This is a genomic window from Salinisphaera sp. Q1T1-3 (assembly GCF_003602005.1).
Taxonomy (GTDB): Bacteria; Pseudomonadota; Gammaproteobacteria; order Nevskiales; family Salinisphaeraceae; genus Salinisphaera.
This window is the reverse complement of sequence record NZ_QZWD01000004.1, coordinates 15393-41400: the sequence shown is the minus strand read 5'-3', so window position 1 is coordinate 41400 and position 26008 is coordinate 15393. Positions and strand designations below refer to the sequence as shown.

At 66.4% G+C, this 26008-nt stretch carries 25 protein-coding genes; 15 read left to right on the top strand and 10 right to left on the bottom strand.

From position 1 onward, the window contains the following. Positions 1 to 13: 13 nt before the first annotated feature. The 8 genes from D3260_RS05250 to radC form a co-directional block, all read right to left on the bottom strand. Entirely contained in the window at positions 14 to 877 is an 864-nt protein-coding gene (locus D3260_RS05250) for a hypothetical protein (protein WP_120097535.1), read from the bottom strand. A 1-nt stretch (position 878) separates the two neighbouring features. Continuing rightward, positions 879 to 2258, bottom strand: coding sequence for a GldG family protein (locus D3260_RS05245; protein ID WP_158583405.1), 1380 nt, complete (start codon positions 2256 to 2258; stop codon positions 879 to 881). Between the two features lie 2 nt (positions 2259 to 2260). Next, a complete protein-coding gene (locus D3260_RS05240; protein ID WP_120097533.1) occupies positions 2261 to 3031 on the bottom strand; it encodes an ABC transporter permease in 771 nt (256 codons plus the stop codon). Further along, on the bottom strand, positions 3028 to 3969 hold the full coding sequence (locus tag D3260_RS05235; protein WP_120097532.1) for an ABC transporter ATP-binding protein: 942 nt from the start codon (positions 3967 to 3969) through the stop codon (positions 3028 to 3030). The genes D3260_RS05240 and D3260_RS05235 overlap by 4 nt, the downstream gene beginning before the upstream one ends. A 151-nt stretch (positions 3970 to 4120) precedes the next feature. After that, positions 4121 to 4276, bottom strand: a complete 156-nt coding sequence (gene rpmG / locus D3260_RS05230; RefSeq protein ID WP_120097531.1) for a 50S ribosomal protein L33 — start codon at positions 4274 to 4276, stop codon at positions 4121 to 4123. After that, positions 4276 to 4512, bottom strand: a complete 237-nt coding sequence (gene rpmB, locus D3260_RS05225; RefSeq protein WP_120097530.1) for a 50S ribosomal protein L28 — start codon at positions 4510 to 4512, stop codon at positions 4276 to 4278. The genes rpmG and rpmB overlap by 1 nt, the downstream gene beginning before the upstream one ends. A gap of 182 nt (positions 4513 to 4694) precedes the next feature. Beyond that, positions 4695 to 5411 carry a hypothetical protein gene (locus tag D3260_RS05220; protein ID WP_120097529.1) on the bottom strand — a complete coding sequence of 239 codons (717 nt, stop codon included), beginning with the start codon at positions 5409 to 5411 and terminating at the stop codon, positions 4695 to 4697. Between the two features lie 119 nt (positions 5412 to 5530). Next, positions 5531 to 6205 (bottom strand): DNA repair protein RadC, encoded by a 675-nt coding sequence (radC, locus tag D3260_RS05215; RefSeq protein WP_120097528.1) that lies wholly within the window; start codon positions 6203 to 6205, stop codon positions 5531 to 5533. A 74-nt stretch (positions 6206 to 6279) separates the two neighbouring features. Between radC and coaBC the strand changes: the two genes are divergently transcribed. From coaBC to argB, 3 genes are all read left to right on the top strand, one after another. Then, on the top strand, positions 6280 to 7491 hold the full coding sequence (gene coaBC, locus D3260_RS05210) for a bifunctional phosphopantothenoylcysteine decarboxylase/phosphopantothenate--cysteine ligase CoaBC (protein WP_120097712.1): 1212 nt from the start codon (positions 6280 to 6282) through the stop codon (positions 7489 to 7491). A 92-nt stretch (positions 7492 to 7583) separates the two neighbouring features. After that, positions 7584 to 8039, top strand: a complete 456-nt coding sequence (gene dut / locus D3260_RS05205) for a dUTP diphosphatase (protein ID WP_120097527.1) — start codon at positions 7584 to 7586, stop codon at positions 8037 to 8039. 5 nt (positions 8040 to 8044) lie between these two features. Next, positions 8045 to 8980 (top strand): acetylglutamate kinase, encoded by a 936-nt coding sequence (argB, locus tag D3260_RS05200; RefSeq protein ID WP_233543972.1) that lies wholly within the window; start codon positions 8045 to 8047, stop codon positions 8978 to 8980. Positions 8981 to 9160: 180 nt separating this feature from the next. Here argB and pyrE read toward each other — a convergent pair whose 3' ends face one another. Further along, positions 9161 to 9814, bottom strand: a complete 654-nt coding sequence (pyrE, locus tag D3260_RS05195) for an orotate phosphoribosyltransferase (protein ID WP_120097526.1) — start codon at positions 9812 to 9814, stop codon at positions 9161 to 9163. Positions 9815 to 9928: 114 nt separating this feature from the next. Here pyrE and D3260_RS05190 point away from each other — a divergent pair, with 114 nt between their 5' ends. From D3260_RS05190 to D3260_RS05180, 3 genes are read left to right on the top strand one after another with little or no spacing between them, the layout of a single operon-like run. Then, positions 9929 to 10720, top strand: coding sequence for an exodeoxyribonuclease III (locus D3260_RS05190; RefSeq protein WP_120097525.1), 792 nt, complete (start codon positions 9929 to 9931; stop codon positions 10718 to 10720). Next, entirely contained in the window at positions 10704 to 12113 is a 1410-nt protein-coding gene (locus D3260_RS05185; RefSeq protein WP_120097524.1) for an MFS transporter, read from the top strand. Before D3260_RS05190 ends, D3260_RS05185 begins: the two co-directional genes overlap by 17 nt. Beyond that, positions 12110 to 13465: a DUF4139 domain-containing protein gene (locus tag D3260_RS05180; protein WP_120097523.1), complete on the top strand. Its 1356-nt coding sequence runs from the start codon at positions 12110 to 12112 to the stop codon at positions 13463 to 13465. The genes D3260_RS05185 and D3260_RS05180 overlap by 4 nt, the downstream gene beginning before the upstream one ends. 39 nt (positions 13466 to 13504) lie before the next feature. Here D3260_RS05180 and D3260_RS05175 read toward each other — a convergent pair whose 3' ends face one another. Continuing rightward, entirely contained in the window at positions 13505 to 14395 is an 891-nt protein-coding gene (locus D3260_RS05175) for a polyprenyl synthetase family protein (protein WP_120097522.1), read from the bottom strand. 177 nt (positions 14396 to 14572) lie between these two features. Between D3260_RS05175 and shc the strand changes: the two genes are divergently transcribed. The 9 genes from shc to D3260_RS05130 all read left to right on the top strand — a co-directional run bounded on the left by shc (position 14573) and on the right by D3260_RS05130 (position 25977). Then, on the top strand, positions 14573 to 17614 hold the full coding sequence (gene shc, locus D3260_RS05170; RefSeq protein ID WP_120097521.1) for a squalene--hopene cyclase: 3042 nt from the start codon (positions 14573 to 14575) through the stop codon (positions 17612 to 17614). A gap of 60 nt (positions 17615 to 17674) precedes the next feature. Then, a complete protein-coding gene (locus D3260_RS05165) occupies positions 17675 to 18403 on the top strand; it encodes a purine phosphorylase (protein WP_120097520.1) in 729 nt (242 codons plus the stop codon). Then, positions 18400 to 21033, top strand: coding sequence for an MMPL family transporter (locus D3260_RS05160; protein ID WP_120097519.1), 2634 nt, complete (start codon positions 18400 to 18402; stop codon positions 21031 to 21033). The genes D3260_RS05165 and D3260_RS05160 overlap by 4 nt, the downstream gene beginning before the upstream one ends. 1 nt (position 21034) lies before the next feature. Further along, positions 21035 to 21685, top strand: a complete 651-nt coding sequence (locus tag D3260_RS05155) for a CDP-alcohol phosphatidyltransferase family protein (RefSeq protein ID WP_120097518.1) — start codon at positions 21035 to 21037, stop codon at positions 21683 to 21685. Between the two features lies 1 nt (position 21686). Continuing rightward, complete coding sequence (gene hpnA / locus D3260_RS05150) at positions 21687 to 22688, top strand: hopanoid-associated sugar epimerase (RefSeq protein ID WP_120097517.1); 1002 nt, start codon at positions 21687 to 21689, stop codon at positions 22686 to 22688. Further along, positions 22688 to 23218, top strand: coding sequence for a DUF2147 domain-containing protein (locus tag D3260_RS05145; protein ID WP_120097516.1), 531 nt, complete (start codon positions 22688 to 22690; stop codon positions 23216 to 23218). The genes hpnA and D3260_RS05145 overlap by 1 nt, the downstream gene beginning before the upstream one ends. 177 nt (positions 23219 to 23395) lie before the next feature. Then, entirely contained in the window at positions 23396 to 24148 is a 753-nt protein-coding gene (locus tag D3260_RS05140; protein WP_120097515.1) for a 2OG-Fe(II) oxygenase, read from the top strand. Positions 24149 to 24188: 40 nt separating this feature from the next. Further along, complete coding sequence (locus tag D3260_RS05135) at positions 24189 to 25202, top strand: lysylphosphatidylglycerol synthase domain-containing protein (protein WP_120097514.1); 1014 nt, start codon at positions 24189 to 24191, stop codon at positions 25200 to 25202. Positions 25203 to 25212: 10 nt separating this feature from the next. Further along, positions 25213 to 25977, top strand: coding sequence for an NTP transferase domain-containing protein (locus D3260_RS05130; protein WP_158583404.1), 765 nt, complete (start codon positions 25213 to 25215; stop codon positions 25975 to 25977). Positions 25978 to 26008 lie beyond the last annotated feature (31 nt).

Sequence of the window (26008 nt, the reverse complement as noted above, 5' to 3'; positions counted from 1 at the left end):
GCCGGCTCCGGTTTCACATGCCGGGATGCACGAGCCGCAGCAGCGGCGCGACGCGGTTGCCGGCGAAGTGATAATCCACGCCGAGCCTCGGATTGCGCAGGATCAGATTCGGGTGGTCCTCGATGATGTCGTAGACCTGTTTGTCGCCGTCATCGAAATAGAGCGTCACACGCGCGATGCGCGCGCGAGTGCGATCCGCGGGCACGACCGACAGTGCGCGTGCCTGTCGCCAGGCCGAGACGGTGGCCGCGGCGGCCGCCGGCGGTCGGTCGGTATCGGCCGGTGCCGCCTGCCACTGTCCGGCCGTGTCGCGGCTTAGCGTGTAGCGGGGCAACACGAGTCGCTTCAACCGGCGGTCGGGCGCCACGAGGCCTCGGTCCAGCCAGTCCGTCCATTGCCAGTCGAGCGGTGCCAGATGGGCAATCGGCACCAGAAACAGGCCGCGATCCGTCTGGACATAGTAGGTGCCGCGCTGCGGGCCGGCATGGCCGATGCGCACGGGCGCCGCATCGTCGTAGCGGACCACGATCGCGGCGTCCCCGGTGCCTGTCACGCGATCCGGAATGCTGCCCACATCGCCCAGCCGGCGGGCCGGCTGGGCGGCGGCCAGCGGCAGCAGCACCTGCAGATGGGCGGTATCGGCCGGGGCGGTGACCGGGGCCTGCAGGTGCCATCCGGTCTGGCCCCGTGCCAGCTCGACCAGATCGCTGCGATGGCGCACGGCCAGATGATGGATGCGATCGGGGGCGAGCCGCGTCAGCGTCGTTGGGCCGGGGGGCTGCGGCGGTGTCGTCGAGCGACTGGTCCACCAGAGCACGATGGCGAGGCTTGCCACGAGCGCGATCAGCAGCAGATTGATGCGCCGTTGGCGGGCCATTTCAGCGACGTCGCCGGATCAGCCAGCGCAGCAGGCCGATCGCGAGAAGCAGCGCCGGCAGGCCAGCGATGAACAGCCAGCGCAGCGTGGCCAGACGCGCCGGTGCCATCTCCAGCCGCGCGTCCACGGCGCGGGGCATGTCGATCGCGATCTGGTCGTCACGGGTGGCCAGCCATTGAAAGATCGACAGCGCCAGCGTGCGGTTGCCGAGCGTGTTCAGATGACCGTTGTCCATGAAATCGCTGTCCGCGACCACGGCGATTCGCTGATCGGGCGTCTTGTCCTGGTCAGCTGTGGCGGACGAGTCGCCGCGACTGTTCGGGCGGGCCCGTGTGCTCATCAGGCCGATCGTCTGCGGGCCGCGTTGATCGCCCTGGTCGGGCTGGAAAGTGATTTGCTGGCCGTCCAGCGGTCCGGTTTCCAGCCAGCTCCGCGCCGGTGAGCGGATGAATGCGCGCGTATGCCAGGGACTGTCAGCGACGGGCGAGACGCCGCCGGCAAAGGGAAACAGCGTGATCTCGTCGAGACGACGGGTGACGGGCGTGTCGGGATAATTGGCGACCACGGCAATCGCCGGGCTCTTGGTGCCGAGACGTTGATAGTCGGGATAGACAAGCGTGCCGTGCGCGAAGTGGACGCCAAGTGCTTCGGCGAGCGGCGTCAGGCCGTAGCGGGCGCCGGGATCGTCGACCCAGAGCAGATTGCCGCCGTGCGCGACGTAACGCTTGATCATGTCGACTTCGCCGGGCAGGTAGGCCTGCTGTGGTGAGGCGATGACCAGCAGCCCGGTGTTCGAGGGTACGGCCTGTGCCGAGGCGAGATTGACGGTGCGCACGCGCAGGCCCTGGGCATCGAGGGCGTCGGTGAGTGCCTGATACCCACCGGTATCGTCGGCATTCGGGGCCCGCTCGCCGTGACCGGTGACAAACACCACCCAGGGATTGCCGTCCGGACTCAACTGCATCAGCGCCCGCGTGACGCTGGGCTCGTCGTAGTCGGAGATCACCGTCCGGCGTCCCTGATAGGCCGCGACGACTGCCCCGTCACGCCCGATGCCGAGTTTGCGCACGGTCTGCGGATGACGGGCCGGATCGCGAAAGACCAGGTGAATGCGTGGATCGGCGCGGGTATAGCGCGCCAGACGCGTGCGCAGGTCCTGGCGCGCGGTGCCGGGATACATGTAGGCCGTGAACGTGATCGGCCCGTCCGACAGACTGTTCAGGACCCGTTGGCTGGCCGGGGTGAGCGAGTTGCGATTGTTGGCGGTCCAGTCGAAAGTCACGGACAGACGTGCGGCGACCAGCGCGGCCAGCAGGCCCGCCACGATGATCAGTGCGGCCGTGGCCCAGGAGCCGAGGCGACGTCGGGCGAAAAACGCCATCGTCAGCATCGCTCCGCGGTGAGCCGTGTGACGGTCAGCGCCAGGCATACGCTTGTTAGGATCACGAAATAAGCGACGTCAGCGCTCGAGAACAGGCCTCGCAGCAGCGCATCGTCATGGCCGATGGGCGAGGCGCCGCGAATGAGATGGCCGAGATCGAGCGTTTGACCGAAAAGTCGAGGCTGCCAGTCGACTGCCGAGACCGCGTAGGCCAGCCAGGCGAGCAGGAGCACGGCGAGCGTGTAGACCGCAGCCAGCGGCGGTTCGCGTGTCAGCGACGAGGCGAGCAGGCCGATGGCGGCAAAGGCGGCCATGACCAGCCATAGGCCGATCAGGCCGGCCGCGAGCATGCCCGGATCGAGCGGCGTGAACAGGCCGAGCGTGAGCGGCATCGCCGCCACCAGGGCCCAGATCAGCGTCAGATGCGTCATCACGCCGATGAACTTGCCCAGCACGAGGGCCGTCGTCGAGATCGGCGCCGCCGACAGCAGTTCGAGCGTGCCGGTCTTTCGTTCCTCGGCGAAGCCGCGCATGGTCAGCACGGGCACGATCAACAACAGCAGCAGGGTGACGAATCGAAACAGGCCGGCCGCCGTGAGGGCGGTCACGCCGTCGTCGGCGGCCAGACGCTGCGGGTTATTCACGATATCGGCCAGTGCCATCGTGAACAGCAGGCCGGATAACAGGGTGGCGGCCGCGGCGATCGTCCAGGCGAGCGGCGAGACGAACAGCCGCGTGATCTCGTGACGGGCGATGGCGAGCAGGCCGCTCAACGGGGCGCCTCGGCTTGGGTCTTCGCCTGGGTGAGCGCCATAAAGCGTTGCTCCAGCGTGGTCTGGCGGCGAGTCAGCGTATGGAGCTGCCAGCCCTGCTGTGCCGCGGTCTCGGCCAGCGCGATCCGGATGTCCCGGCCCGGGGTGCTGCGCAGCTGCCAGTGGCCGGGCCCGATGGCGGATACGGCCGCGATGTCGGGCAGGGCGCGCAGGGCCGTTTCGCCGGGATCGTTGGCAAAGCCGGCCTCGAACCAGTCGTCATCATCGGCCATGCGGGCGAGCGGCCGGTCGAGTACGAGGCGTCCGCCGGCCACGATCATCACGCGTGTGGCCACGGCCTGGATTTCCGAAAGCATGTGACTGGACAGGATCACCACGTGCCGTTCGGCCAGTTGCTGGATCAGCAGCCGCACGCCGGCCAGCTGATGCGGGTCGAGACCGGCGGTGGGTTCGTCGAGAATCAGCACATCCGGCCGATGCACGATCGCCTGGGCGATGCCGGCCCGCTGGGCATAGCCCTTGGACAGATGTCCGATCAAGCGTCGCCGCACCGGTGCAAGCCCGGTCTCGGCCACGGCACGCGCGATGGCGTCGCGGCGCTCGGCCCGCGGGATGCCGTGCAGCCGCGCGGCAAACGCCAGATATTCATCGACGGTGAGTTCCGGATAGACCGGCACCCGCTCCGGCAGGTAGCCCAGATGTTGCTTGGCCCGGCGGGCGGCGCGGTCCAGATCGTGGCCGGCGATCGACACATGCCCGGCCGAGGGCGCGAGGGTGCCGGCCAGCATGCGCAGTATCGTGGTCTTGCCGGCCCCGTTGGCGCCGAGCAGGCCGAGGACTTCGCCGGCCGCGACCGACATATCGATATCGGCCACGGCGCGATGCGGGCCATAGTCGCGAGTCAGGCCCTGCGCGCAGAGCAGCGGCTCCTCAGTCATCCGTCGTCTCGCCCTCGAGGACAAAACATCAGCTTAGCCAATCGGGCGGCGGTATCGGCGAACGGTCTCGCCCGAGACCCGGATATGGGGCGTCGCACACAAAAAAGCCGGCACGAGGCCGGCTTTCCCACGATCGGCGCGTACGCGATCGTTACTTGATCTTGGCTTCCTTGAAGACCACGTGCTTGCGAGCCTTCGGATCGTACTTCTTCATCTCGAGCTTGTCGGGCGTATTCCGCTTGTTCTTGAACGTGGTGTAGAACACGCCGGTGTCTGCCGTCGAGACCATGCGAATCTTTTCGCGCATTAGACTTTCTCCCCACGCTTGCGAAGGTCGGCAAGGACGCTTTCGATGCCTTGACGATCGATGATACGCATACCCTTGGCAGAAACCCGAAGACGCACGTAGCGCTGCTCCGAATCGACCCAGAAGCGATGCCGGTGCAGATTCGGCACGAAGCGACGCTTCGTCTTGTTGTGGGCGTGCGAAACGTTGTAACCGGTAACCGGCTTCTTGCCGGTGACCTGACAAATCTGGGACATTGATGAACTCCTGGTCGCGCGCTGATCGGCGTCGGCGAAGCCGCGTATTTAAGCATTTCTGCCAAGCGTGCACAACCGCCGTTTGAGATATCCGACGCCGTAAAGACAACACCCCGCCGGAGCGGGGTGTTGCAGCGGGCCGCGGACGGTTCCCGTATCGGGCGGCAACGCGGGACGTGTTACTAGAACGTATAACGCGCGCCGACGTTGACGACGTTGTGCACGTCTTCATCGGTCGGGCCGACGCCGATGTCGCTGCGATCGTAGCCGGCGGTCAGTGCATAGTGCTGATCCGGGTCGAGATAGCCGACCAGCTGCAGGCCGTATTCGAAGCCGTCCGGGCTACCGTAGTCGGTGCCGTCACCGGACACGCTGCCGTAATCGACGTAGGTGGCATGCGGATTGACTTCCACCTGAGCGACCGGCATCCAGCGCAGGCCGGCGGTCACGCCCCAGCCATCGGCCGTGGCGTCAGCGCCGTCGCTGTAGCCGCCCGGTACGTTACGCAATTCCAGGCGCTGATAGTTGACGGTGCCATAGACGCCGACACCGCTGCCTTGCGGACCGCCGTAGTCGAAGAAGCTCTCGGCACCCAGGCCGACATGGGCTTCGTTGATCGCCGAACCGGAATTGTCGATGTTCAGGCGATGAAACCCGCCCTGCAGGATCGGGTGGACGGGCAGGGCGCTGTCGGTGGCAAAACCCATCGACACATCGCCGCCGTAACCCCAGAGATCATTACCGGCGGAATCGAGGTTGCCTTCCGGCATGTACTCACCCTGAGCGTACGTGTAACCCGGGCCATCGGTTTGTTCCGTGGACGCGACGATGCTCGGGGCGGCCATGGCCGCAGCGGCCGGCAGCATCGATGCGCACAGGATAAACGCGGCTTTTTTCATAATATTCTCCAATTCGATCATCCAGATAGGGGGAAATCTGGCAAAGGTCAAGATAGAAAGCCGCGACCGAATTGTCAATTAAAAGTTAACTAATCGTTACGATAGCTTTAACGTGCATATTACATTAAACCACGCTCGGCGAGACTTGTCGTCCCTTGTTTTGCAATGACCAGATGGTCGAGTACGCGGATGTCGACGAGCTTGAGTGCATCGACCAGGCGATGCGTGATGTCACGATCTGCCTGACTGGGCTCGGCGAGGCCGGAGGGGTGGTTGTGCGCCAGAATCAGCGCCGCGGCGTTGTGGCGCAGTGCGGCCTTGACCACTTCTCGCGGATAGACCGCTGCCGCATCGATCGTGCCGCGGAACATCGGTTCGAAGGCGATGACCCGGTTTCGGTTATCCAGAAACAGACAGGCAAAGACTTCGTGCTCGCTGTCGGCCATGTGCAGCGCGAGATAATCGCGCGTGGCCTGGGGATCGCTCAATACATCGCGCTCTCGAAATCGTTCGCCTGCGTGACGACGTGCCATCTCCAGCACGGCCTGGAGTTGCGCGAATTTCGCCGTGCCCAGCCCGTGCGTGGCCACGAAGCGTCGTCGATCGGCCGACAGCAGGGCGGCCAGCGAGCCGTAGTCGCTCAACAGCTGTCGCGACAGATCCACCGCGCTCTGGCCGGCCACGCCGGTACGCAGGAATATCGCCAGCAGTTCGGCATCGGACAGCGCGGCCGCCCCGCGGTCCAGCAGTTTCTCACGGGGCCGTTCGCTCGCCGGCCAGTCCGAGATCGCCATGTCATCTCCCCCAACGTGAATCACTTGGCGCGATCATCATGGCCGGTCCGGATGTGGCAGGTACAATGACGACCATGAAAGCACTCGCCGGACAACGCGTGCTGCTGGGCGTGACCGGCAGCATTGCGGCTTACAAGACGCCTCATCTCGTACGTTGCCTGGTCGCCGCCGGGGCCGAGGTGCAGGTTGTGCTGAGTGCGGCCGGGTCGCGATTCGTCGCCCCCATGGCGCTGGCGGCCGTGTCGGGCCATCCGGTGCGCGACGACCTCTGGGATGCCTCGGCCGAACTGAACATGGGCCACATCGAGCTGGCACGCTGGGCGGATGTGATTCTCATCGCCCCGGCCAGCGCCGACGTGCTGGCCCGTCTGGCCAACGGGCTCGCCGACGATCTGTTGACCACGCTGTGCCTTGCCAGCACGGCCGAACTCTGGCTGGCCCCGGCGATGAACCACGTGATGTGGGCGCATCCGGCGACATGCGAGAACATGGCGCGGTTGTTGGCCCGCGGGGCGAGGTGTATCGGCCCGGAAACCGGCGAGCTGGCCGAGCGCGAGGTCGGTGCCGGGCGCATGAGCGCGCCCGAGACCATCTGTGAGGCACTGACGGCCGGGCGCGGGACATCGACCGGGTCACTGGCCGGTCGGCGCGTCGTGGTCACGGCAGGGCCAACGCGCGAGGCGATCGATCCGGTGCGCTACATCACCAATCATTCCTCGGGACGGATGGGCTATGCGCTGGCCGCCGCAGCCGCCGCGGCCGGGGCCGAAGTCACGCTTGTCTCCGGGCCGACGACGCTCGCCGCGCCCTGCGGCGTCCAGCGTATCGATGTCGCCTCGGCGGCCGAGATGCATGCCAGTGTCATGGACGCCGTGCCCGAAGCCGATGTGTTCATCGGTGCGGCGGCAGTGGCCGATTATCGGCCGGCGGAGATCGCCGAACACAAGATCAAGAAGGCCGAGGGCGACGCTGCGATCGCGCTCACGCGAACGCGCGACATCATTGCTGATGTGGCGGCGCGTTTTCCGCGGGTGTTCACGCTCGGCTTTGCGGCCGAAACACGCGATGTCGCGGCTGCCGCACGAGACAAGCGACGTCGCAAGGGACTGGGCATGATCGCCGGCAACCTCGTTGGTCCGGACGACGCTTTCGGCCGAGACGACAACGCGCTGGTCGTGGTCTGGACCGGGGGCGAGCGCACTCTGGCGCGTGCATCCAAACGCGATCTGGCCGATCAGCTCGTGGCGATGGTGGCCGATGCGCTGACCGGACCGCGGGGCGGCTGAGAGACCGCCCGCGGGCGATGCGGCCGGGCCGGTGGCGCCCTGCAGACAGCTCATGCGCCGGCCGCTGGGGCCGGCACCACAAGGAAGATTCGATGACGCAACTCAAGGTCAAGGTGCTGGATGCACGTCTCGGCACGGAATTTCCGATGCCCGAGCGGGCGACGGCGGGTTCGGCGGGCATGGATCTGCGCGCAATGATCGAAGCGCCGATGCAGCTCGCTGCCGGTGCCTCGGCCATGTTGCCCTCGGGGCTGGCCGTCTACATCGAGAACCCGGATCTGGCCGGTATCGTGCTGCCGCGCTCGGGGCTCGGGGCCAAGCACGGCATCGTGCTCGGCAATCTGGTCGGCCTGATCGACTCGGACTATCAGGGGCCGTTGATGATCTCGGTCTGGAATCGCAGCGCGCAGGCGTTCACCATCGAACCCGGAGAGCGCATCGCACAGTTCGTGTTGATGCCCGTGGTGCGGCCGGAGCTCGCTCTGGTCGATGATTTTACGACCAGCGACCGCGGTGCCGGCGGCTTCGGTTCCACCGGCACGGTCTGACGGTCATGCAACAAAACAAGCGCATGTCACTGGATCCGCAGAACGCGGCACGCATCGCCCGCGTATTGGGCGAGGCGTTGCCCTACATCCGGCGTTTCGCCGGCAAGACCGTGGTCATCAAATACGGCGGCAACGCCATGACCGATCCGGAACTGAAGTCCGGCTTTGCACGGGACATCGCGCTGATGAAGCTGGTCGGCTTCAATCCGGTCGTCGTGCACGGCGGTGGCCCGCAGATCGGCCGTGTACTGGAGCGCGTCGGCAAGCAGACCGACTTCATCAAGGGCATGCGGGTGACCGACGAGGAGACGATGGACGTCGTCGAGATGGTCCTCGGCGGCCTCGTCAACAAGGAGATCGTCAACCTGATCAACCAGCACGGCGGGCGCGCCGTTGGGCTGACCGGCAAGGACGGCAATCTGATCGCCGCGCGCAAGCTGGCGCTGGTCGATGATGACACCGACCTGGGCTTCGTCGGTGAGGTTGCGGACATCGATGCGCGGATCGTCAAACGGCTCGAGGCCGACGACTTCATTCCGGTCATCGCGCCGATCGGTGTGGGCGCGGACGGGCGCAGCTACAACATCAACGCCGATCTGGTGGCCGGTCGCATCGCGTCCGTGCTCGGGGCCGAGAAGCTCATGCTGCTGACCAACACGCCGGGCGTGCTCGATGCCGACGGCCATCTGCTGACCGGGCTGACCATCGCTCAGGTCGAGCAGTTGATCGAGACCGGCGTCATCCACGGCGGCATGCTGCCCAAGATCCAGTGCGCCCTCGATGCCGTGGCCGATGGTGTCACGGCCGCGCATATCGTCGACGGCCGCGTCGACAACGCCGTGCTGCTCGAGCTGTTCACCGACGCGGGCGTCGGCACGCTGATTCATCGCGAGGATCGGGATGCGCCGGTCGACGACACGCCGGGGCCGCGTTCGGCCTAGGGCCTGTTGAGGTTTCGTTCGAGTCCGCGCCAAACAGCACTTGTCCCGAAGGGTTGGGCCACAAATCCCGCCCGGCGGCGTTGCGGGCCTTGATCGTGGCACGCCACGATCGGCAACTCGCACCTTGCCGGACAGGGTTTGTGGCGCCAACGCGGCGCTCGCACGAAACCTCAACAGACCCTAGGCCACGCTGTGCGCGGCGCGATAGGCATGGATGCGCGCCAGCGTATCGGCATCCAGGCCGCGTTGCTCGGCATAGGCGATGACGTCGGTCAGGGTGGCCACCGCGGCGGTCGGAATGCCTTCGTCTGCGGCCAGGGCGACCAGTGGCGAGCGATCATCGGCACCGCGTTCCTGGCGGTCGAGCGCGATGAGCACGCCGGCGACTTCGACCCCGGCTTCGCGAATCATGGCAATCGCCTCGCGAACGGCCGTGCCGGCGGTGATCACGTCATCGACGATGACCACGCGCCGGCCGAGCGGAGCGCCGACAAGGCGTCCGCCTTCGCCATGGGCCTTGGCTTCCTTGCGGTTGTAGGTGAACGGCACGTCCCGGCCGTGATCGGCGAGCGCGCAGGCCACGGTCGCCACCAGTGGAATGCCCTTGTAGGCAGGACCGAACAGGCTGTCGTAGGAAATGCCGGAATCGTTGAGCGCGGCGGCGTAACCGGCTGCCAGCCGTTTCATGCCGTCACCGCTGGCGATCTCGCCCATGTTGAAGAAATAGGGCGAAACCCGGCCGGACTTGAGCGTGAATGCGCCGAACTTGAGAGCGTCGTAGCGTTCGGCCAGCGCGAGAAAGTCCTGGGCGTAATCGGTCGTCGCAGGGGACATGGGCGAGCAATCCTGTGTGTCGGTCCGGTCGATTCAGTCCGTATGATAAGTCACCGACGACGGTGACGGGCCGACAGGCGGTCTTGTGCCATTCAATGCAGGGAACGATTCTTCATGCGGGTGATGTCCTTCAACGCCAACGGTATCCGTGCGGCTCAGCGCAAGGGGTTCTTCGAGTGGATGTCCACACAGGCGCCCGACGTGGTGGCCATCCAGGAGCTCAAGGCGCAGCAGCATCAGCTGGACGGCATCGAGGCGTTCTGGCCGGCCGGCTATCATTGTTTCTACGAAGAGGCGACGCGCCGCAAGGGGTACTCCGGGGTGGCGCTCTACAGCCGGCGCGAGCCCGATGAAATCATCCGCGGCATGGGACACGACGAGTTCGATGCGGAAGGCCGCTATATCGAGGCTCGCTTCGCGCGGCCCGAGGGCGATCTGCGTATCGCCAGCCTCTATGCGCCCTCGGGCTCGTCCGGCGATCATCGACAGGATTCCAAGGAGCGCTATCTCGCGTATTTCCTGGACTTCCTGCGAGCCCGTGCCGCCGAGCCCGGCGATTATCTGATCTGTGGCGACTGGAACATCGCGCACAAGGAGATCGATCTGAAGAACTGGAAGAACAATCGCAAGAACTCGGGTTTTCTGCCGCACGAGCGCGAATGGATGAGCGCGGTGTTCGGCGATGTCGGTCTGGTCGATGTCTTTCGCGAGATCAATCCCGACGAGGATCAGTTCACCTGGTGGTCCCAGCGCGGCGCGGCCTGGGACAAGAACGTGGGCTGGCGTATCGATTATCACGTCGCCACCCCTGGGCTGGCCGCGGCGGCCCGGTCCGAGTATGTGTATCGCGAGTCGCGCCTGTCCGATCATGCGCCGCTGACCATCGATTATGACGTCACATTCTGATTTCCGTGTTGCCGGCCGGGCAGGACCCGGCCCGGAGCCGAATCGTCGCGACTGGCGCGGTGCGCTGGTCAATTACACGCGGCCGCGTGTAATCGGCATGGCCTTGCTCGGGTTTTCTTCCGGGCTGCCGTATCTGCTGGTCTTCTCGACGCTGTCGGCGTGGCTGGCCACGGTCGGCGTGTCGAAGACCGCGATCGGTTTCTTCTCCTGGATCGGCATCACCTATTCGATCAAGTTCTTCTGGGCGCCGGTCATCGACCGGGCGCGGGTGCCGGGACTGACACGCTGGCTGGGGCGACGCCGCAGCTGGATGCTTGTCGCCCAGGTCGGGTTGATGGTCGGGCTGTTCTGCATGGCCCGGACGGACCCGGCGACGAATCTGGAAGCGATGGCCTGGTTCGGGCTGCTGGTGGCGTTCTCGGCGGCGACCCAGGACGTCACGGTGGATGCCTGGCGCATCGAGGCAGTGGCCCGCGATCAGCAGGGGGCGATGGCGGCGATGTATCTGGCCGGCTACCGCATTGCGATGCTGGTCGCCGGGGCCGGGGCGTTCTATATCGCCGCGGCCGCGTCGTGGTCGACGGCCTATCTCGTGATGGCGGGGCTGGTCGCGATCGGCATGCTCACGGTGTTGGCACTCGGCGAGCCGGCGGTCGAGGCCGGCCGCGACACCGAGCTGCGCGAGCAGTGGGCGATCGACTGGCTGGCCGCGCGATCCGCGCACCCGGTCTGGCTGCAGCGCGTCGAGCGTCTGGTCATCGGCACGATCGTCTGTCCGTTCTGGGATTTCTTCTCGCGTTATCGCCGCCAGGCGATCGCGATTCTCTGTCTGGTGGGGGTGTACCGGCTATCCGATATCACGTTGGCGGTGATGTCGAACCCGTTCTATCTCGACATCGGCTATACCCCGGACGAGATCGCCAGTGTCTCCAAGATCTTCGGGTTGGCCATGACATTGGCCGGGGCGGCCCTCGGCGGCCTGCTCGTGGCCCGGATCGGCCTCTTGAAGACCGTGTTCGCCGGGGCCGTGCTCACCTCCAGCGCCAATCTCGTGTTTGCTTGGCTGGCCACCGTCAACGGCCCCGGTCTGGTCGATCTGGCCATCACGATCTCGGCCGAGAATCTGGCCGGCGGCATTGCGATGACCTCGTTCATCGCTTATTTATCGAGCCTGACCAATACTGACTACACCGCAACGCAATATGCGCTGTTCTCGTCGTTGATGACGCTGCCGGGCAAGTTCATCGGCGGCTTTTCCGGCTGGGTGGTCGACGACTACGGCGGTTATGCCTGGTTTTTCTTGTACACGGCCGTCGCCGGGCTGCCGGCGATCGCGTTGCTGGTTTTGCTGATGCGCCAGAGCCAGCGCCGGCGCGAAGGAGTTCCGAGATGAAACGAATCGTTCCTGCCCTGACCGTCGCCGGTCTGTCGGTGATCGCCGCCTCGAACACCGCGTTGGCCGCCGATGGCGGGCCGTCGCGGGATAGCGTCGATGCGATTGCGCTCTACAGTCGGGGCATGGCGGTGGTCGCCGATGATCGAACGGTCGATCTTGACGCCGGCGCTCAGGATATTGACTGGCCGGTGGCGGTGCCGCCGGCGGCCGACAGTCTCTCCCTGCAGGGCAAGGGCATTCGTCTGGCCGGTTTCGATGTCGGCGCGCCGGCGCGCACCGATCTGTCATCGCGTATCGGTCAGCCAGTGCGCCTGCAGGATGTCGGCGGCGGGCAGGCACGACAGGGCACGCTCGTCGGCATGGACGGCGATGCGGCGCTGGTTCGCGTGAATGATCGCATCGAGCGGGTGCCGGCGAATGCGCCGGTGCTGCTGAGCTGGCCGGCCGGCCAGGGCGGTACGCTCGGTGCCACGCCGCTCACGTTGCATGTGGTCGCCGATCAGGCCGGCCAGGCCGACCTCGAGCTGCTGTATCAGCGGCCCGCGCCGGGTTGGCAGGCCAGCTATACCGGGCGTTATGACGCGCGCACCGGCAAGCTTGCACTGCAGGCCAGCGCGGTAATCGACAACAGCGGCGATACGCCGCTCGACGCGGACAAGGCCTGGCTGGTGGCCGGCGAGGTGAATCGGGCACACGGTGGCGGTCCACAGCCGATGGTGATGATGGCCCAGGCGCGGACCAAGACCGAGCGCATGGGTGCGCCGGAATCGGCGGGCGGGCTGTATCGTTATCCGTTGTCCGGCGGTCTGCACGTCCCGGCAGGTGCCACGCGCGGTGTCTCGCTTCTGGGGCCGTTGACGCTGGATGCGAAACGCGAGACGCGTTTCGAACATCATGCGATGAGCGATTCCGGTGACACGCGGGACCATGCCGATCTCGTGCTGCACGCGGTCAACCAGAGCGACAAACCGTTGCCATCCGGGGCGATCCGGATCTATGACGCGTCACGCCAGGCTCAGTTGATGGGCGGTGATCAGCTCGACGACACGCCGGCCGGGGCGCCGATCGATCTGGCGCTGGGCCAGGCCTTCGACATCACCGGCACGCACCGCGTCGCCGCCGGTGACAATGCCACCCATAAGGTCACGATCACACTGCACAACGCCACCGATGCACCGCGCACGGTGACGATCGCCGAGCGTCTGCCGTCCAACGGCCAACTCGGTCCCGATGCGCCCAAGCGCAGCGGCGGCCAGCCCGGAGCACCGGAGTGGCAGGTCAAGGTGCCGGCCAGCGGCCAGCAAACCTTCGCCTACACTTTCCGCACGCCGTCGCGCGACAACGGCTGAGGCGCGCTCGCCCGCCGCGAGCGGGCGGCGCCGTTGTATTCAGCGATCGCGTTTGACGATTTCGGCGGCCAGCGCGCGGAGATCGTCGGCGCGATCGCCCAGGATATCGAGCGCGGCCGTGGCCTCGGTATAGAGCCGGTCGGCCAGCGCCTTGGCCTCGTCTAGACCCAGCAGGGCCGGATAGGTCGCCTTGTCGTGGGCGATGTCGGCGCCTTGTTGCTTGCCGAGCTGCTCGGTGGTGGACTCGATGTCCAGCACGTCGTCGCGAACCTGAAAGGCCAGCCCGATACGGGCAGCGAAGATTTCCAGGCATTCGGCGACATCGGATGACAGATCGTCGGCGGCGGCCGCGGCCATCATCACCGCGGCCGAAAGCAGGGCGCCGGTCTTGAGGTTGTGGACCGTCTCCAGGTCCTCGACGGTCACGCCAGTCTGCCCTTCGAAGGCTATGTCCAGCGCCTGGCCGCCGACCATGCCCCGCGAGCCCACGGCCCGGCCGAGGCGGCGGATGACCGCCACGCGTGCGGCCGGCGCGTCGTCGAGTCCGGCATGCGTGGCCACGATCTCGAAGGCCAGGGCCTGCAAGGCGTCGCCGGCCAGAATCGCGGTCGCATCGTCGAAGGCCTTGTGCGTCGTGGGCCGGCCGCGTCGCAGATCGTCGTCATCCATGGCCGGCAGATCGTCGTGGACCAGCGAGTAGGCATGGATCAGCTCGATGGCGGCCGCGGCCCCGTCCACGCGCGACAGCGGCACGCCGAGTGCCGTGGCGGCGGCATAGACCAGGCGCGGCCGCATGCGTTTGCCCGGTGAAAGCGCGGCATAGCGCATCGCTTCGTGCAGCCGTGCCGGTGCCCGATCCTCGGTCGGCAGACAGGCCTCAAGCACGTGTTCGATGCGTTGGCTATAATGCGTCGCTTGATACGGTTCCATCGGCGGTTCGCCTTGAGGCCGGCCGGCACTTTTTGAATGCCGCCAGCGAGACAGTGGCGGGCTAGCTAGCCATTGTTGTCGGGCAGCGTCAAGCGCGTCGAATGCGCGGTGCTGCCGCCGGTCGGTCGCCCAGAGCGCGGCCCTCCCGCCGGCCCAAACCTGGGAAGTCGCTCGTTCATGTCACAAGCACCTCTTCAGACGCCGTCAGGCCGGCTCGCGCTGGCCTTTCAGGACGAGATCCTGCCGCATGTCTCGCGTACGTTTGCGCTGACCATTCCGGAGTTGCCGGAGCCACTGCGGATCGCCATCGGCAATGCGTATCTGCTGTGCCGGATCGCGGACACGATCGAAGACGATGCCGAGATGGCGCGCGCCGACAAGGCCGCCTGGCACGCCGAATTCGTCAACGTCGTGGAAAGCGGTGCCGGGGCGGCGGCGTTCGGCACGCGGCTGGCGCCGCAGCTGTCGGCGGCCACGCTCGACGAAGAGCGCCGACTCGTGGCGCATACGGCCGATGTGCTGACCGTCACGCTCGGCCTGGGGGCGAACCGTCAGGCCGCGATCGCGCGCTGCGTGCGCATCATGTGTGCCGGCATGCCGGAATACGAGGGAGCGGTGACCAGCGAGGGGCTGCCCACGCTGGCTCATCTGGATCGCTACTGTTATTTCGTGGCCGGCGTGGTCGGCGAGATGCTGACCAGCGTGTTCACCGATTACGAGCCTGAAATCGGCGAGCACGACGCCGAGCTCAATCGGCTCGCGGTATCGTTCGGCCAGGGTCTGCAGATGACCAATATCCTCAAGGATATCTGGGCCGATCGTGAACGCGGCGTCTGCTGGCTGCCGCGGGATCTCTTTGCCCGCCACGGCTACGATCTGTCCGCCATGGCCGATATCGGTCATGACCCGGCCTTCGCGGCCGGCCTGTCGGAGCTGATCGGGCTGGCCCACGGCCATCTGCGCAACGCGCTGGAATACACGCTGCGTATTCCCGGCGAACAGAAGGGCATGCGGCGTTTCTGTCTGTGGGCGATCGGCCTGGCGCTGCTGACCCTGCGCAAGATCCAGGCGAATCCGCATTTCACGCATGCCTCGCAGGTCAAGGTTTCGCGTCGCACCGTCCAGGCCACGGTATTGACGACCAATCTCGCGGTTTCCGACGACGACCGGCTGCGTTATCTGTTCCACATGACGGCCGGCGAGTTGCCCGCGCTGACGCCGAAGCTCGCCGATGATCCGGCGGCCCCGATCAACGATATTGCCAGCATGCCCAAGGCACAGGCCCCACGGGTCGCGCCACCGGCCGGTCTCGAGGCCGCGATCGAGGCGGCGGCATCCAGACTGCATGCCGAGCAGAAAAGCGACGGCCACTGGTGCTACGAGTGCGAGGCCGACTGCACGATCCCGGCCGAATACATCATGATGATGCACTTCGTCGGCGATATCGATCGCGACGTGCAGGCCCGCGTGGCACGTTTCATTCGTCACAAGCAGGCAGCCCACGGCGGCTGGCCGCTGTACTACGGCGGCGACATGGATCTGTCGTGTTCGGTCAAGTGCTACTACGCGCTGAAGCTGGCCGGTGATGATGTCGATGCGCCGCACATGGTTCACGCGCGCGAGGCAATCCGGGCGCGCGGCGGGGCCGGCCAGGTCAACGTGTTCACCCTGATCGCGCTCGCCCAGTTCGGTCAGGTGCCCTGGCGGGCGGTGCCCTTCATTCCGGTGGAGGTCATGCTCATGCCGGAGATCTCGCCGTTCCACCTGTCGAAGGTCTCGTACTGGTCGCGCACGGTGATGGTGCCGTTGTTCATCCTGACCAGTCTGCGGGCCATGGCCAAGAACCCGGCCGGCGTGAACGTGCGCGAACTGTTCACGGTTCCGCCGGAGCAGCAACGCGATTTCGTGCCGGTCTCCAGCCCGTTGCAGCACCTGTTCAAGGGGCTGGATGCCGTGGGCCGGCGCGTCGAGCCGCTGATTCCGCAGATGGTGCGCAAGCGCGCGATCCGCAAGGCCGAGGCCTGGATCATCGAGCGGCTCAACGGCGAGGACGGCATCGGCGCCATCTTCCCGGCGATGGTCAACGTCTACGAGGCGCTGGGCGAGCTCGGCTATGCGGCCGATCATCCCTATCGGGCCAGCCAGCGCAAGGCGCTGGATGACCTGGTCTTCGAGCACGGCGAGATGGCCAACGTGCAGCCCTGTGTCTCGCCGGTCTGGGATACCGGGCTGGGTATCCTGGCGCTGCAGGAAGCGGCCGGCCAAGGCGATACGCCGCCGGTGCGCGCCGGGCTCGACTGGCTGGCTGCCCGGCAGGTGCTGGACGGCGCCGGCGACTGGCGCCGCGGTCATCCGGAGCTGGCCGGCGGTGGCTGGCCGTTCCAGTACGCCAACGATCACTATCCGGATCTGGACGACACGGCGGTCATCGCCTGGGCGATGTACAACACCGGCGACCATGCCACCTATGGCCGCGCGATCACGCGGGCCACCGACTGGCTGGTCGGTATGCAGTCGGCCAACGGTGGCGTCGCGGCCTTCGATTCGGATAACAATCACGAATATCTCAACGCGATTCCGTTTGCCGATCACGGCGCGTTGCTCGACCCGCCCACGGCCGATGTGACCGCGCGTGTCCTGACGCTGGCCGGTCTGCTCAAGCGTCCGCAGGACCGGCCGTTCATCCGCCGTGCGCTGGCGTATCTCAAACGCACGCAGGAAGCGGACGGCTCCTGGTTCGGTCGCTGGGGGACCAATTACGTATACGGCACGTGGTCGGTCCTGACGGCACTCGAAGTGCTGGGTGAGGACATGAACCAGGACTGGATCCAGCGGGCCGTGGCCTATCTCAAGGGGATGCAGCGTACCGACGGCAGCTGGGGCGAGGACAACGGCACCTACTGGGACCCGCCGCGCGGCCGGGCCGATGTCTCGACCAGTTTTCAGACCGCCTGGGCGATGCTCGGCCTGATGGCAGCCGGTGAGCGCGATACACCGGCGCTGGCGCGTGGCGCGGCGTGGCTGATCGCCCGTCAGGCCAGTGATGGCATCTGGCACGATCCCGAGCACACCGCGCCGGGTTTCCCGCGTGTGTTCTATCTCAAGTATCACGGTTACACACGCTACTTCCCGATGTGGGCGCTGGCGCGTTATCGCAATCTGCACGGGGCCACGTCGCCGATGACGGTGGACACGATCGAGACAGCGGACGAGGTCTGACGTGCGCATGATTCATTCATCGCGGATCTGCCACGCGATCGACGCCCTGCGGCGAGCGACATGAGTCAGCCGGCCCCCGATCGCATCGCCTTTATCGCGGCACTGCCTGGAGAGGCGCGGGCACTCGCGCGCCTGCCGGCGCTCGGCAGCGCGTATCGGCTCGACGGCAGCCGCGTGATCCTCGGTGGCATGGGGCCGACCCGGGCCGAGGCGGCAGCCCGCCGGGCGATCGATGAGGGTGCGACCGGACTGGTCAGCTGGGGCGTCGCCGCGGCCCTGTCGCCGGCCGCCGCTCCGGGGGATCTCCTGCTGGCCGGCAGTATCATCGATGCCGACGGCCAACGTCATTGCGTGGATCCGGCCTGGCGGGCCGCGATCGCCTCGCGGGTGCCGCCGGGCCTGAACGCTGCATCGGTCGATATCGCCGAAACGCCGGTCGTGCTGGCCGATGCCAGGGCCAAGGCAGCCCTGTACAGCGCGACCGGTGCCATCGGCTGCGACATGGAAAGCGGTGCGATCGCCCGGGTGGCCGCAGAACGCGGCGTCCCTTTTCTCGCGGTTCGCGCCGTGCTCGATGATGCCAATATGGTGCTGCCGTCAGCCGCTCGCGCAGCCATGGACGAGTCCGGGCATCTCCAGCCGCTGGCCTTGACCCGCGCCATGATCGGCCGGCCGCGACGTCTGCATGCCGAATTGCGGGGCTTGAAACATCTGGCCGTGGCGTTCCGCGCGGCGCGGACGACGCTGGCCGCGCTTGCCCCGGCCTTCGACCGCGAGGCGGCCGCATGAGCAAGCGAATCAGCGCAGCACTCGCGGCCTGGATCGGTTTGATGACACGGCATGCGGCCTTGGTGGTCGCGGCGGGCGTGCTGCTCACGCTGCTGGTCGGTGCCTTCGCCGCGACGCATCTGTCCATGGATACGGACGATGCGAATCTGATCAGCGCCGACGTGGGCTGGCGCCAGGATTACATCAATTACCAGCACGCGTTTCCGGTCTATACCGATAATCTCGTGGTGGTGATCGACGGCAGCGATGCCGATGTGGCCGGTGCGGCGACCGACAGGCTCGCGGATGCAATGCGCCAGCGCAATGATCTGTTCGCCTCCGTCTATGAGCCGGGCGGCGGCGATTTCTTTGCGCGTAACGGGTTTCTCTATCTCAAGCCGGACAAGCTCGATGCGCTGGCCGCGCGCCTGAACCGGCTGCAGCCCTTTCTGGGCCGGCTGACGGCTGATCCGACGCTGCCGACCTTTTTCGATCTGCTCGATCGGGCGATGGCGCCGGATGCGCCGGTCGATCTCGATCTGAGTCCGGTGTTCTCCGAGCTGACCGGCGTACTGTCGTCTCAGCGGGCCGGGCAGTTCGGCAATCTGTCCTGGCAACAGCTGATCGGCGGCGACCAGCCGGGGGTCTCGGATCGGCGCTTCATCATCGCCAAGCCCAAACTGGACTACGCACGGTTGCTGCCGGCCGAGCCGGCGATGAACGCCGTGCGCGAGATGGCCCAGCGCAACGGGCTCGACGGCGCGCATGGCGTACGGGTCCGTCAGACCGGCGAGGTGGCCCTGTCCGACGAAGAACTGGCCAGCGTCACGCAAGGCGCGGCCTGGGGCGGCATCGCAGCGCTGATCGTGGTGGCGATCCTGTTGTATGTCGGCCTGCGCTCGTGGGCGTTGATGGGGGTCTCGCTTGTCTCGTTGCTGGCCGGTCTGGTCGGCACAGCGGCCTTCGCGGCGTTGGCGGTCGGCCGCCTGAATCTGATCTCGATCGCCTTTGCCGTGCTCTATATCGGTCTCGGTATCGATTATGCGATCCACGTGTGTCTGCGTTATCGCGAGGCGCTGGCCGAGCGCGCGGCCGAGACGACCGACCGGGCCGCGAGCGTGCGCCAGGCGCTGTGTGTGGCGATCGGCGATGTCGGGGCCTCGCTCGGGCTGTGCGCAATCACGACCGCGGCCGGTTTCTTTGCGTTCATTCCCACGTCTTATTCCGGAGTCGCCGAGCTCGGTCTGATCTCGGGCGCGGGCATGTTCATCAGTCTGCTGGTGAGTCTGACGTTCCTGCCGGCGGCGATTGCGCTCGTGCGACCCTGGGTGCCGGCAGCCACCGCCACGCGTTCGCGGGCGCCGTTCATCGGCCGCAAGAGCCAACGCGTGATCTGGGTGGTGGCCGGGCTGGCCACGATCGCGACCGCGGCGGCCTTGCCGAGCCTGCGCTTCGACCCGAGCACGCTGGACCTGAAGAACCCGAACTCGGAGTCGGTCAAGACCTATCGCGATCTGCTTTCGCATAGCGATCATTCGCCGTTGACGCTCGTCACCACCCGCGACTCGCTCCCGGCCGCCGAGCAGCTCGCGGCGCGCATCAGCAAGCAGCCGCACGTCTCGTCGGCGATCACGCTGGCCGATTATGTGCCGAAACATCAGGACGCCAAGCTGGCGACGATCGGCGATCTCGCGTTGACGATGGCCGTCATGGCGCCCGACATGAGCCAGACCGCCGATTTCTCGGCTCGCCGCGATGCGATCGCCTCTTTTGCCGACAAGCTCGGTGCCTATCGGGCGCGCCAGACGCGCGCCACGCCGGCCGCGGATGATCTGGCACGTGCGCTCGATGCATGGCGTACGTGGCTGGCCGATCAGCCGGCCGCGAAACAGAAACAGGCGCTCGCCGGGCTCCACGACCGGATTCTCGGCGGCCTGCCACGGCAGGTCGAGCGGCTGTCGCAGTCCCTGTCGGCAACGCGTGTCACGCTCGATAATCTGCCTGCGGCATTGCAGAAACGCTGGATCGGCGAGAACGGCGGTTACCGGGTCGAAGTCACCCCCGAGGGCGATCTGTCCGATGAATCCGTGATGGCGGACTTCGTGGCCAGCGTGCAGCGCGTGGATCCGCACATCACCGGGGCACCGGTGATGGAGATCTCGGCCGGGCGCACGGTCTCGCATGCCTTTGTCATGGCATTCATTTATGCCGGGGTGTTCATCACGTTGTTCCTGCTCGTGCTGTTGCGCAGCGTGGTGGATACGCTGCGTGTGCTCGCGCCGTTGGCGCTGTCGGGCTTGATCCTGTCCGCATCGACCGTATGGTTCGGCATACCGTTCAACTTCGCGAACGTGATTGCGTTGCCTTTGCTGCTCGGCGTCGGTGTCGACAGCGGGATTCATGTGGTCCACCGCCTGCGACAGGGGCGTCAGACCCGTGCCTTCCTGGCGACGAGCACGGCTCGCGCCGTATTATTGTCATCGATGACGACCATGGCCGGTTTCGGCAGTCTCGCGTTCTCGCACCACGCTGGCACCGCCAGCATGGGGCAACTGCTGACGATCGGGATGCTGGCGATCCTCGCCACGACGCTGATTCTCGTGCCCGCGCTGTTTCCTGTCGGACGCGTCGACAATGGTTTGAAGGAGTAGCATGGCTGATCCCCTCGATTCGGCGAACCGCGCGACCGGCGCGCCGGCCCGTCCGCTGGATGCACGTCTGGCGCGGGCGCTGGTGCGCCCGCTCGACGGCACGGCGGCCCGACCCAATCATCTGACCACGCTGCGTCTGGCCATCGGGATCGCCTCGACGATCTGCCTGACGCACGAGAACCTGGCGATTGCCAACGTCGGCGCTTTTCTATTTGCTCTGTCTAATTTCGTGGACCATGCAGATGGTGAGCTCGCCCGCCTGTCCGGCGCCTTCAGTCGTCTTGGCCATGCCTACGATCTGGCCTGTGACGCGATCATCCACACGCTGTTGTTCGCTGCGGTCGGTTGGAGCCTGATGAACACCGGCCTCGGCGTCGCGGCCCCGATCATGGGGTTGATCGCCGGCGGCTCGGTGGCCTTCATCTTCTGGCTGCACATGGTCATGGAAACCGAACTGGGCAAGGCCGGGGCGAAGCTGCCTTCGGCAGGCCTGTTCGAGATCGAGGACGTGCTTTATTTATTCCCGCTGGTCACGCTGTGCAACGTGCGGGAGCCGTTTCTCATCATCTCGTTCATCGGGGCGCCGGCGTTCGCGCTATGGCTGACCTGGTATTTCCGCCAACTGCGCGCGGCGCGCGCCTCGGTGCGCTGAGATGCGTTGTCTGATCACGGGAGCAACCGGTTTCGTCGGCAGTGCCGTCGTGCGTGCGGCGTTACGTGACGGCTGGCAGGTCGTGGCCGCGCGCCGGCCGGCCAGCGACATGAGCGCGCTCGAAGGCCTGTCGGTCGAGACCGTGCAGGTCGACCTGGGTGATGCGGATGCGCTGGCCGCGGCGATGGCCGGTTGCGACGCGGTATTCCACGTCGCGGCCGACTATCGTCTCTGGGCCGCGAATCCCGAAGAGCTGTACGAGAACAACGTCGAGGGCACCCGTCGGGTGTGCCAGGCGGTCCAGGCAGCCGGTGTCTCGCGTCTTGTCTATACCTCGAGCGTGGCCACGCTGGGCCTTCCCAAGGACGGCACACCGGGCGACGAGGACACGCCGGTCTGCCTCGACGACATGATCGGCGACTACAAACGCTCGAAATATCTGGCCGAGGCGGTCGTGCGCGAGTTTGTCGACGACGGTCTGGATGCGGTGATCGTCAATCCGTCGGCGCCGATCGGCCCGCGCGATCACAAGCCCACGCCGACCGGCCAGATGGTGCTGGAAGCCGCGGCCGGTCGCATGCCGGCCTTCGTGGATACCGGGCTCAACGTGGTGCACGTCGATGATGTGGCCCGTGGCCATCTGCAGGCCCACGCCCGCGGCGTGTCCGGTCGACGCTATGTGCTGGGCGGTGTGGACATGACGCTGGCCGAAATTCTCGCCCTGGTGGCAGAAATCGTGGATCGGCCGCCGCCGCGCGTGAGATTGCCGCACAATCTCGTGCTGCCGGTCGCCCACGTGGCCGAGCGTATCGCCCGCGTGACCGGCCGACCGCCGCGGGTGACCGTCGATGGCGTCAAGCTCGCCAAGAAGCACATGTTCTTCTCGCACGCGCGGGCCACGCGCGAACTGGGTTATCGGGCACGACCGGCGCGTGACGCGCTGGCGGATGCCGTGGCCTGGTACTACGCGCATCGTTACCTGCCGGCGGGCAAGCGTCCGTGATGCGTCCGGTCGCTGCACTCGCGCTCCTTTGGCTCGTCGTCGTGCCGGTAACGGCACTGGGCAAGGCGTTGCCCGCAGCGGCGATCGCCGGATTCTGGCGTACCGAGGGCGGGGAAGCGATCATCCGAATCGATGCGCACGCGGGTCATTTTCCCGGTCGACTGGCCTGGCTCGCCGAGGATCACTATCCGGCCGATGACGATCAGGGCATGGGCGGCCAGCCTGTGGTCGATCGCCATAACCCGGATCCGGCGAAGCGCAATCGGCGACTGCTCGGCCTGAAGATCATCAAGAATCTCGATTACCATGTCGGGGACGATCAGCAGGCGCACTGGGTCAACGGCCGGATCTACGATACCGAGCGCGGCAAGTGGTTCGACTGTCGTATCCAGCTTGCCGACCGCGATCATCTCAAGCTGCGCGGCTATATCGGGCTCCCGGTGCTCGGCCGAACCACGACATGGACCCGCGTACCCGATCCGAATCAACATCCGCCGCCAAGGCGCTCGTCGTCGGCGGGTGCTTCATGACGGCGCGTCGGCGCGGCCGCGAAAAATGCCGACTCGCGCCGGGGCTTTGTGGCGGCCCGCCGATTTCGGGCACCACGCCATTCTTTCATTGAATGCCTGACATGCCGGCCCGGCCGGCGGCCAGCGCTACACCGGCCAGAAGCCGGATTTCTGGCCCGTTCCGTTCCGGAGAACGTTATGAGTACGACTGTCAACGAGGCCATCGCCGATGCGGATGCCCGCGACGATGCCGAATTCGTCGCCGCGCTGGATACGCCGGCGCTCAAGTCGCGTTTCGAGCGCGATAACGAATTCCTGTTCCTCGACGAGTTCCTGCCGAGTCAGACGACCGCGCGTTTTCAGGCCCGGATTCCCGAACTGATCGATCATGTGCATCGCAACTATATTCCGCGGCACAAGAAGGGCGGGTCGGTCTCGCGCTACACGCTGGACGAGCTCGCGCCCGAGATCCCGGCGCTGTATCGCAATCCGAAATTCATTGCGTGGCTGGAATCGATGACCGGCGAGAAACTCGAGGTCTGCCCCGAGTCCGATCCGCATGCCTATGCATTGTATTTCTACACCGAGCCGGGTGATCACATCGGCTGGCATTTCGACACGTCCTACTATGCCGGCAAGCGTTACACGCTGCTGCTCGGCGTCGTCGACGAGTCTTCTTCGAAACTCGAGTTCGAGTTGTTCAAGAACGACGACAATCGCGAGACGGTGGCCGATGCGCGGAACCTGCGCCCCGGGGCGATGTGTTTTTTCAACGGCGACGAGGTCTGGCACCGCATCACCCCGCTCGGCGACGGTGAACGGCGCATTTCGTTGACTTTCGAGTACGTCACCGATGCCCATATGAGCGGCTGGCAGCGGTTCGTGTCCAACATGAAGGATTCGATCGCCTATTTCGGCTTCAAGCAGGTCTTCAAGCGCAACAAGCGCTGATCGCACCGGCATCTGGTCCGCGTTTTAAACGAGTCGTCGCATGAAGCGTATGGCAGCGTTGATGCTGCTGGTCGGGCTGGCTTTGTTCACGGCCATGCTCGCCTGGCAGGGCGCCGGCGCGCTTGCCCGTGCGGTGGCCGCGGTCGGCTGGGGTCTGGTCGCGGTCACGGCCTGGCATCTGGTGCCACTGGTCATCGACAGCCACGCCTGGCGCCTGCTGTTCGATCGGCCGCGCCCGCCGATATTGCATATCGTCTGGGCCCGCTGGATCGGCGAATCGATCAACGGTCTGTTGCCGGTTGCCCAGATCGGCGGCGACATCGCCAAGGCCCGCCTGCTCATCAAGCGGGGGCTGGCCGGCGCTGAAACCGGGGCGAGCGTGGTGGTCGACACGACGCTGGCGGCCATCGGCCAGATGCTGTTCGCGATCGCCGGGCTGCTCATGCTTCTGGCCCTGATGAGCCGGCCGGACCTGGCCTGGGCACTGGGCATCGGCATTGCCGCGATGCTGGCGATTCTGGCCACGTTCTACCGGCTGCAGCGCGGCGGCATGTTCGGCGTCCTGGCCGGTTTCGTGCACCGCGTCGGCGGCGGCCGCGCGGGGCTGGATTTCGTTGGTGGTGCCAAGGCGCTGGATGTCGCGATTGCGGCGATCTATGCCCGGCCGGGTGTCGTGCTGCGCGGACTGGCCTGGCGTCTGGTGGGCTGGTTCGTGGGCACCGGCGAGGTCTGGCTCGCGCTGTATTTCCTCGGCCATCCGGTCGGTGTCGACGATGCGCTCATGATCGAGGCCCTTGGCCAGGCCATTCGCGGCGCCGCGTTCGTGATCCCCGGGGCGCTCGGCGTACAGGAAGGCGGATTCGCCCTGCTTGCCACACTGGTCGGGCTCGATGCCGAGACCGGTGTGGCGCTGTCGCTGGTCAAGCGGGTGCGCGAGCTGTCACTCGGTCTGCCGGGTCTGGTGGCCTGGCAGATCGCCGAGGGCCGCATCGTATCCGGCCGAGCGCGCCGTATCCGCGGTGAGAAACCGCGGTCGTCCATCCGACAAACCTGAAGGATTTTCTATGCACGCAGTGCTTCTGGCAGCCGGTCTCGGCCGTCGTCTGGATCGCATCACCGGTGGCGGGCCGAAATGCCTTCTGCCGTTCGAGGGCAAGAGTCTGCTCGAGCGCCACTTGCGGCATCTGGCCGCGGCCGGTGTGCACCGACTCAGCGTGGTCGTCGGCAGTGAGGCCATGCAGATCGAACAGGCGCTGTCGGCCGTCGTGCCCGACGCTGCGCCCGAAATGACCGTCGATACCGTGCATAACGCGGCTTTTCGCGAAGGCAGCGCGGGCTCCGTCATGGCCGCGCGGGACATCATGTCCGGCGATGACGATGTCCTGCTCATGGACGCCGACGTGCTCTACGACGATCGCCTGCTCGCCCGGTTCGTGGGCGCCGGTGCCCCGGACCGGCTGGCCATCGACTGCAGTGTGGCCGCCGATGACGCCGAGGCGGTCAAGGTGGCCCTGGCCGATGGCCGGGTGGTGGCGTTCGACAAGAACCTGCCCGCCGATCTGGACTACGACACGGTCGGCGAGTCGGTCGGGTTCTTCCGGTTGTCGCCGGCCAGCGCGCGGCGCGTGCTCGAGGCCTGCGTGGCGGTTCATGCCGCCGACGCGGATGCCCCGCACGAAGCCGCGCTCCAGCAGGTCATGTGTGCGGCTGACAGCGCGTTCGAGGCCGCCGATATCACGGGCCTGCCCTGGATCGAGATCGATTACCCCGATGACGTGACGCACGCCGAGGCCGATGTGCTGCCCCGGCTCGAAGATCACGCCCGCTAGACAGACGACCTGTTTCCCCCGCTCCCCGACG

Bases quoted from the DNA above. Each gene is read 5' to 3' on its own strand.
- D3260_RS05130 (WP_158583404.1), top strand. From the start codon at position 25,213: ATGCACGCAGTGCTTCTGGCAGCCGGTCTCGGCCGTCGTCTGGATCGC.
- D3260_RS05245 (WP_158583405.1), bottom strand. From the start codon at position 2,258: ATGGCGTTTTTCGCCCGACGTCGCCTCGGCTCCTGGGCCACGGCCGCA.
- rpmB (WP_120097530.1), bottom strand. From the start codon at position 4,512: ATGTCCCAGATTTGTCAGGTCACCGGCAAGAAGCCGGTTACCGGTTAC.
- D3260_RS05175 (WP_120097522.1), bottom strand. From the start codon at position 14,395: ATGGAACCGTATCAAGCGACGCATTATAGCCAACGCATCGAACACGTG.
- D3260_RS05160 (WP_120097519.1), top strand. From the start codon at position 18,400: ATGAGCAAGCGAATCAGCGCAGCACTCGCGGCCTGGATCGGTTTGATG.
- dut (WP_120097527.1), top strand. From the start codon at position 7,584: ATGACGCAACTCAAGGTCAAGGTGCTGGATGCACGTCTCGGCACGGAA.
- coaBC (WP_120097712.1), top strand. From the start codon at position 6,280: ATGAAAGCACTCGCCGGACAACGCGTGCTGCTGGGCGTGACCGGCAGC.
- D3260_RS05135 (WP_120097514.1), top strand. From the start codon at position 24,189: ATGAAGCGTATGGCAGCGTTGATGCTGCTGGTCGGGCTGGCTTTGTTC.
- pyrE (WP_120097526.1), bottom strand. From the start codon at position 9,814: ATGTCCCCTGCGACGACCGATTACGCCCAGGACTTTCTCGCGCTGGCC.
- hpnA (WP_120097517.1), top strand. From the start codon at position 21,687: ATGCGTTGTCTGATCACGGGAGCAACCGGTTTCGTCGGCAGTGCCGTC.
- D3260_RS05235 (WP_120097532.1), bottom strand. From the start codon at position 3,969: ATGACTGAGGAGCCGCTGCTCTGCGCGCAGGGCCTGACTCGCGACTAT.
- D3260_RS05140 (WP_120097515.1), top strand. From the start codon at position 23,396: ATGAGTACGACTGTCAACGAGGCCATCGCCGATGCGGATGCCCGCGAC.
- D3260_RS05180 (WP_120097523.1), top strand. From the start codon at position 12,110: ATGAAACGAATCGTTCCTGCCCTGACCGTCGCCGGTCTGTCGGTGATC.
- D3260_RS05165 (WP_120097520.1), top strand. From the start codon at position 17,675: ATGAGTCAGCCGGCCCCCGATCGCATCGCCTTTATCGCGGCACTGCCT.
- radC (WP_120097528.1), bottom strand. From the start codon at position 6,205: ATGGCGATCTCGGACTGGCCGGCGAGCGAACGGCCCCGTGAGAAACTG.
- D3260_RS05250 (WP_120097535.1), bottom strand. From the start codon at position 877: ATGGCCCGCCAACGGCGCATCAATCTGCTGCTGATCGCGCTCGTGGCA.
- argB (WP_233543972.1), top strand. From the start codon at position 8,045: ATGCAACAAAACAAGCGCATGTCACTGGATCCGCAGAACGCGGCACGC.
- rpmG (WP_120097531.1), bottom strand. From the start codon at position 4,276: ATGCGCGAAAAGATTCGCATGGTCTCGACGGCAGACACCGGCGTGTTC.
- D3260_RS05185 (WP_120097524.1), top strand. From the start codon at position 10,704: ATGACGTCACATTCTGATTTCCGTGTTGCCGGCCGGGCAGGACCCGGC.
- D3260_RS05155 (WP_120097518.1), top strand. From the start codon at position 21,035: ATGGCTGATCCCCTCGATTCGGCGAACCGCGCGACCGGCGCGCCGGCC.
- D3260_RS05220 (WP_120097529.1), bottom strand. From the start codon at position 5,411: ATGAAAAAAGCCGCGTTTATCCTGTGCGCATCGATGCTGCCGGCCGCT.
- shc (WP_120097521.1), top strand. From the start codon at position 14,573: ATGTCACAAGCACCTCTTCAGACGCCGTCAGGCCGGCTCGCGCTGGCC.
- D3260_RS05190 (WP_120097525.1), top strand. From the start codon at position 9,929: ATGCGGGTGATGTCCTTCAACGCCAACGGTATCCGTGCGGCTCAGCGC.
- D3260_RS05145 (WP_120097516.1), top strand. From the start codon at position 22,688: ATGCGTCCGGTCGCTGCACTCGCGCTCCTTTGGCTCGTCGTCGTGCCG.